Origin of the sequence: Chloroflexus sp. (genome assembly GCF_034431535.1) — a bacterium.
Lineage (GTDB): Bacteria > Chloroflexota > Chloroflexia > Chloroflexales > Chloroflexaceae > Chloroflexus.
In genome coordinates this window covers 1-7,402 of record NZ_DAOUDC010000032.1, presented here as the reverse complement: position 1 = coordinate 7,402, position 7,402 = coordinate 1, and the positions used below count along the sequence as shown (strand labels likewise).

The following is a 7,402-nucleotide window of genomic DNA, read 5'->3' as shown; positions in this document are numbered from 1 at the left end:
AGCGAACCGACCGCCGATGTGACGGTGACGATTGACGGGCTAGGGCAAGTGTTGCTCAATGGCCAGCCCACCCTCACCCTCACCTTCACCGTCGCTGATTGGAACGTTGATCAGACGGTGACGCTCTTCGTGATCGACGATCCCAACGACGAGTCACCGGCGGGGAATACCTATGCCGTGGTGATTCCGCATACGGCGAGCTCGGCTGATCTGATATACAACGAGCTCAGCCCAGCGCCGTTGACCTTGACGATTAGCGAAACCGAGAGCGCCGGGATCGTCTTTGCGCCGGCTACGCTCACCGTGGCCGAGAGCGGGCTGGCTGAAACCTACACGGTCGCCCTGACCAGCGCACCCACTGCGAATGTGACGGTGACGATTAACGGTCAAGGGCAAGTGTTGCTCAATGGCCAGCCCACCCTCACCCTCACCTTCACTCCGGCTGATTGGGATACACCACAGACCGTCAGCGTGCAAGCGATTGATGATCTGATCGATGAAACGCCAACCGGCTCCAGCTATGATGCCATCCTGCTGCATACCTTTGGCGGCAGCGATCCGGTCTACGCCATGCAGCCGTCTGCGCCGTTCACCGTGACTATCATCGACAATGACAACGCCGGGATCGTCCTCACTCCCACCGCGCTCACGGTGGCCGAGGGCGGGCCGGCTGAAACCTACACCATCGCGCTCGCCAGCGAGCCAACCGCCAATGTGACGGTGACAATTGACGGGCAAGGGCAAGTCACGCTCAACGGCCAGCCCACCCTGACGTTGACCTTCACCCCGGCCAACTGGAACACGCCGCAGACGGTCAGTGTACAGGCGATTGACGATCTGATCGACGAAGCGCCGGTGGGAACGAGCTACGATATCACCTTGCTCCACATTGTCGGCGGCGGCGATCCGATCTACGCTACATTACCGCCAATACCGCTGACCGTCACGATTATCGAGAACGACAACGCTGGTCTCATCTTCACACCAGCAACCTTGACCATCGTCGAAGGTTCACCCGGTAACTACGCTATCACGCTCACCAGCGAACCGTCTGCGAATGTCACCGTAACTATCGACGGGCAAGGATTCTTGTTGATCAACGGCAATGCCACTGCGGCGTTGACCTTCACCCCGGCCAACTGGAACACGCCGCAGACAGTTAGCGTACTCGAATCTGATGTTGAACAGATTGCACAACCAGCGCGCAATCGCACTGTCTTGCACACCACGACCAGTCTCGATTCGACTTACAATAGCCTCAGCGTTGGGCTGCCGGTCACCGTGATCGATAACGATATTCCGGGCATTATTCCCAGCGCCGCTGAACTCACTATTACCGAAGGCAGCATCGCCAGCTACACCATCGAGTTGGCGACGCAGCCAACCGCCAATGTGAACGTTACGATTGATGGTCAGGGAGTAGCGTTGATCAACGGTGTAGCAGTGGCAACGCTGACCTTTACCCCGGCCAACTGGAATACGCCGCAGTTTGTTACGATCTTTGTGCCCGACGACAACATTGCCGAAGCGACCCAGACCATCTTGCTGCCGCACGCGGCAACCAGCGCCGATCCGTTCTACGATGGCTTGATTGGGCCAGTAGTCGAGCTGACGATTCTCGACAACGACCCGCCCGGCTTCATCGTCACCACCCCCTCTACGCCGCTCGTTGTATCAGAAAATGGCGATAGCGTCACCATCCAAATCCGGCTCACCAGCCAGCCCACCGCGCCGGTGCAACTGGGCGTCTCGGTGAGTAATCCGGCTGAGGGCAGCGTGACGCCAAACAGCATCATTTTTGATGATACTAACTGGAATACCGATGCCATCTTGATCGTCAGCGGAGTCAATGACGAGCTCGACGATGGGCACCAACCGTTTACGGTGCAATTTGCGCCGGCAATTAGTGCCGATCCATTCTACAACGGCCTAACCCCCGCCACCAGCCTGAACTTCATCAATCGCGACAACCAACCGGTACGGATCAGCATCAACGATGTTATCCGGCTTGAAGGCAACAGCGGCGTCGCCAACGGGAACTTTGTTGTCCGCCTCAACCGCGTCTCCGATCGCGATGTGCAGGTTGATTATGTAACCATTGACGGCACTGCCACCGCTGGACTTGATTACAACGCCATTGCCGGCACGCTTACCATTCCCGCTGACCAGTTGCAAGTCACTTTGCCAGTTGGGATTATCGGCGACACGTTAGCGGAAGACGAAGAGTTCTTTATTGTCAACCTGAGCAACCCGCGCGCAACCTTGCCCGGCCAGCCGAGCATCGTAGCCAGCGACGAGACGGTCGTCATTGAAGATGGTGTGGGAATTGGCACGATCCGCGACGATGATCCGCCGGCGGTGCGCTTTGCCAGCAATGAGTTCTTCGTCAACGAGAGCGATGGCGTCGCTACGGTCACGGTGACGCTCAGCCGCGCTGAGACCACGCCCGTCACGGTTGCCTACGCGACGGTGGCGGGTGGCACAGCCCAACCCGGCGACGGCTCGGATGCTGCGCACGACTACGCACCGGTCAGCGGGGTACTCACCTTTGCGCCCGGCGTGACGAGCCAGAGCTTCACCATCCCGCTCTGGAATAACAGTTTCGCTGACGCACCGTTCGAGACGATTCTCGTGGCGCTCAGCGGGCCAACCGGCGCGGTACTTGGCGATCCAGCGACAACCACGGTGACGATCATCGACAGCGCGCCAGCGTTGCTCACCCAAAACCCCACCGCGTTGCAAACCGCCGGGCCGAACTATACTGCCTATAATTGGAATTTCTACGGCGTTAATGAAGGCGCTTCAATCGTGCGGATCGATGCGCCGTGCGGAGTGAACGGCGATCTAACGATTGAACTGCTTAGTCCCTCGATCAATCCGGCCACTAATACACACGACGTTATTCGTGACCTTGCCGAAACCGCCACGTTTGCCCTCTACCGCATGCCGGCGGGCTGGCAAACAAGCAATGGGTATCCGCCTAGCACTGGAACCTTAGTAACGAGCGCCAACTACGCGCCCAACACTGGTGATTCCACCACTTGGGTTAACCTGCCGGGCATTCCGAGCAACACGCCGTGCGGTATCTACTTGCTGGTTGCCAGCGTGCCCAACAACGACACCAACGGCTGGGCTGTACGGAGCGGTTGGTCAGGCAGTGGCCCGCCAACGGTTGACCTCGATGGCATCCCCGGCAGCGGCGATGAGATCACGCAGGGCATCTTGCGCCAGAACCTGCGCCACCCACCGGGAACGCCGGTCTGCACCACCTTCTACCAATATGTCGCACCGGGCTTGAGTAGCGTCGGCTTCCACAACTTTGATCTGGAAGGCAACATACCGGGCCGATCGTGGGTGCGTTACTACCCGCCGGGATCGCTCTATGATCCTACCGGCCAAACCGGCGGCATTGCCGGCACGGCTTCGGCTGACGGGCAATGGAACAACGGCACGGCAACCACCCGTGGCGGCGATGTAATCGCTAGTCCGCAACCGGGTTGGTGGCGGATTGTGACCTGTACCAACAGCCTCGTTGACGAAAACCACTTCATTCAAGAGGGCCAAAGCGGTGTGCCGTTGTATCTAACGCCCCCACCAACGCCTGATCTCGCGCTGAGCGCAACGCCTGCGGCAGGCAGCGTTCCTACGGGAAGCAACGTTACCTTCAACCTAAGCTACACGAATCAGGCGAGCGGGCCAACCGCCGGCGCAGCGCGCAACCTCCAACTGGTCATTACGTTGCCAGCAGGAGTTAACTTTAGCACGGGTGCATGCGCCAGCGCGCCGGGAGTGTGCAGTATCAGCGGGAATACGATGACCATCACGGTAGGGAACATCGTGGCTGGAGGGGGCCATACGTTTAGCATTCCGCTTACTGCTGGCCCAATTCCGGTCGGCGCAGTGCCGATCGCGGTGCAAGCCGCCGCCAGCGATCAGATCGGCAATCCGTACCTCTGGCAAACCACTGCTATAGTACGGGTGGTGCCCTAGCCGTAAGGGTGCAGGCAACAGTACGGGCAGGTTTGAAACCTGCTCGTGCGTTTCTATCTACCGCTATCCACGCCGCTGCGCCTACAGCGCTCGCCTAACCGCCCGCGACGCCTCAGCTTGCGCCTCGGCCCACGTAATCTGAGCCAACCGTTCTTTGACGGCTGGAATGCTGGCCGGCACCATGCTCAACTCAGCGAGACCCAAGCCGGCCAATGCCGGCGCTGCGTTCGGATCGCCCCCTAGTTCTCCGCAGATACCAATCGGAATGCCAGCTTGCCGCGCAGCGCGCGCAGCCAATTCGATCATCCGCCATACCGCCGGATCATCGGCGCGATAACGCGCCGCCAGTGTGGCATGGCCGCGATCGACGGCGAGCGTATACTGGGCCAAATCGTTACTGCCGATACTGAAAAAAGCGGCGTCACGGGCCAATTGATCGGCCAGCACCGCTGCTGCCGGCGTCTCGATCATCACCCCCAGCGGCGGATTGGGGCGATGATCAACCCCCGCGGCGGCGAGCGCCGCTGCCGCTTCCTGCACCTGCGCGCGCGCCCACGCCAGATCAGCCGGTGTAGCCACCATCGGCAGCATAATCCAGATATCACCGTGGACAGCCGCGCGCAGCAAGGCGCGCAATTGGGTGTGAAAGAGATCGGTCCGCTGCATCGAGAGGCGTAACCCACGCACGCCGAGGAACGGATTCGCTTCGGGTGGTAACGGCAGATACGGCAACGGCTTATCACCGCCAATATCGAGCGTCCGGATCACAATCGGACAATCCGGCAATTCAGCCAACACCGCCCGGTAGGCAGCGTATTGCTCATCTTCATCAGGCGGCGTCACTCGATCGAGGAAGAGAAACTCGGTGCGAAACAGCCCAACCCCTTCTGCACCATACTCCCGCGCCAGCCGGGCCTCAGCCGGACGGCCAATATTGGCCCACAACGCCACCGGGCGGCCATCACGCAACTGGCCGGGCCGATCGCGTAACGCTGCGCGCCGCTGCCGGGCAGCGTGCAATGCCGCCACGCGTTCTTGCGCCGCCTGCAACGCCGCCTCATCAGGATCGATCAACACCGTTGCCGCATCGCCATCGACCAACAGACTCGTTCCATCTGGCACATGCAAGATCGCCTCGCCCAATCCAACGACCGCCGGCACCCCACGCGCACGGGCCAGAATGATCGTATGTCCGGTCGGGCCGCCGCCGGCAGTGGCAAACCCGGCTACGTGATGGGGTAAATCAACCGTTTCAGCCGGGGTCAAATCATCGGCGACAATAATCGCACCGGGAGGAATAGTTGGCGACGTATGATCGCCGGCCAGCGCGCGCAGCAATTCAAGGCCGACCGCAGCCATATCCGCCGCCCGCTCGCGCAAATACGGGTCATCCAGTTCGGCCAGCACGGCCTGCATCTGGGCGACAACGGTTTGAATCGCCTGCGTTAGCGGTTCGCCTTCGAGCACGAGCGCGGTGACGCCATTAGTCAGCGTTTCGTCTTCCACCAATAAGGCCTGTGCATCGAACAGATCGGCCTCACGGAGACCGGCAGCCCGTTGGCGTTCCGCCAGCGCGCGCAACCGGCCCGCTGCGGCCCGCTGCGCAGCGTGAAACCGAGCGAGCGCTGCATCAGCCGGCTCGTGCGGCAGGTCAACCGCCACCGCTGCCCGCTGCCACCGATAGGCCGGCCCGAACGCCAATCCAGCCGCACCGCCTGCTCCTTGCAGCACCACACTCATACACCCTCGCCGCTACTCGCCAAAATTCTCTTCAACTAGCTTGGTCAGCGCCGCAATCACTTCCGCCTCATCCTCGCCGCTGGCGCGCAGGCGGATCTGATGGCCTTGGCGAACCCCAATCTGCAAGAGGTTAAAGGCCGTCACTGGCACTTCTTTCGTTTGGGGCCGGCTTAGATTTTGAATGGTCACCGTGCTCTTGTACGCCCGGACGGTCTCAACAAACACCTTCGCCGGGCGGGCATGCAAACCAACCGGGTTATTGACGGTCAAAACGACTTCAGTCATACCGCTACTCATAGACTTTCATCAACTCACGCGCTTGTAATGCCGCCACCGCCACTTGTTCCAGCGTCGCTTCCGCATTCGAGGCCTCAACCGCAGCCAGATAAGCGCCCTCGACTAATGGCGCATTACTAATCTGAACAGGCGGGCCGGAAAAGTGTTCGAGCGCTGTTTCGACACTCATCACCGCACTGCCCAGATCAACCAACGCCAGAATGCCATCAGCGGCCCGCAACTGTTCGAGGCCGGCTAAAATCCGTTCCACACTCGTGCCCAGCGAACCATCACTGGCGCCGCCGGCGGCGGCAATCGGAATCTGGTCGCCGCCAATCTGCCCGACAAACTCTTGCACACCTTCGGCGAGTCGCGTGCTATGCGAGACGATCAGAAGTCCAATCATGCCTCCTCCTCATTGCGGCTACACGTCATCGCCAGCGCCTGCAGCAAATACGCCGTTGAGGTAGCCCCCGGATCTTGATGGCCAATACTGCGCTCGCCGAGGTATGAAGCGCGCCCCTTCATTGCCAGCATCGGGATCGTCGCCCGCGCGCCGGCTTCCGCCGCCGCCGCTGCTGCCTGCACCGCCTGCCCCAACGAACGGCCTGCGGCCAATGCGGTGCGCAAGGCTGCGATAGCCGGAACCAGCGCATCAACCATCGTCTTTTCGCCGGGTTGGGCCTTGCCCCGCGCCACAATCCCGTCTAACGCCGCTTCGAGCGCCAACACCACATCTTCGGCGCTCATTTCGTGGCGATCGGCCAGCGCCATCCCGGCCCGGACAAAGGCCGTGCCGTACAACGGCCCCGACGCACCGCCAACAGTCGAAACGATGGTCATTCCAGTGGTCTTCAGCACAGTGCCGATATCTTTATCGGCCACTGTTGGCAGACGGGCAATCACCGCGGCGAAACCGCGATCGAGGTTTGCGCCGTGATCAGCATCGCCGATCGCAGCATCAAGCGAAGTCAGCTCATCACGGTGGGCGTGTATCAGCTCCGCCGCCGCCGTGAGAAAATGCGTGACGTGTTCTACCGTAATTGGCATCGTTGCCTCGCTCGTATCATCGTGATGCAGTGACTGACAGGTTGCGCATACAACTGCAACCGACTCGGGTTGGCCGGAGCTAGTTGGCTGGCGCGGCTGTAGGTCGGCAAACGAGCTGCTTCTGTTGTATGCTAGACCATGCCGCGCGTTGGATCAAGGGAGAATGGCCGGGCCAGTTCGCTTTTTTTGTTGCAATCATGAAACATCCTGCTTAGGCATGAATAGCAATCGCCCGCAGATCATCTGCGGGCGATCTTGGCGGGGAGGGAGGGATTCGAACCCTCGAGGGGGTTGCCCCCCTAGCGGTTTAGCAAACCGCCGCACTAGGCCACTATGCGACCTCCCC

5 protein-coding genes and 1 tRNA gene are annotated in these 7,402 nt (G+C 60.7%); 1 reads left to right on the top strand and 5 read right to left on the bottom strand.

The features are described from left to right. A partial coding sequence (locus U9R61_RS08985; RefSeq protein ID WP_322488476.1) for a Calx-beta domain-containing protein occupies positions 1 to 3,990 on the top strand: 3,990 nt, incomplete at its 5' end. Positions 3,991 to 4,071: 81 nt separating this feature from the next. Here U9R61_RS08985 and ptsP read toward each other — a convergent pair. The 5 genes from ptsP to U9R61_RS08960 form a co-directional block, all read right to left on the bottom strand. Next, positions 4,072 to 5,730: a phosphoenolpyruvate--protein phosphotransferase gene (gene ptsP / locus U9R61_RS08980; protein WP_322488475.1), complete on the bottom strand. Its 1,659-nt coding sequence runs from the start codon at positions 5,728 to 5,730 to the stop codon at positions 4,072 to 4,074. Positions 5,731 to 5,742: 12 nt separating this feature from the next. Beyond that, positions 5,743 to 6,015 carry an HPr family phosphocarrier protein gene (locus tag U9R61_RS08975; RefSeq protein WP_066784277.1) on the bottom strand — a complete coding sequence of 91 codons (273 nt, stop codon included), beginning with the start codon at positions 6,013 to 6,015 and terminating at the stop codon, positions 5,743 to 5,745. Between the two features lie 4 nt (positions 6,016 to 6,019). Next, a complete protein-coding gene (gene dhaM / locus U9R61_RS08970) occupies positions 6,020 to 6,412 on the bottom strand; it encodes a dihydroxyacetone kinase phosphoryl donor subunit DhaM (protein WP_322488474.1) in 393 nt (130 codons plus the stop codon). Continuing rightward, positions 6,409 to 7,056, bottom strand: coding sequence for a dihydroxyacetone kinase subunit DhaL (gene dhaL / locus U9R61_RS08965; RefSeq protein WP_322488473.1), 648 nt, complete (start codon positions 7,054 to 7,056; stop codon positions 6,409 to 6,411). Before dhaL ends, dhaM begins: the two co-directional genes overlap by 4 nt. A 256-nt stretch (positions 7,057 to 7,312) precedes the next feature. Then, positions 7,313 to 7,402 (bottom strand) — tRNA-Ser (locus U9R61_RS08960).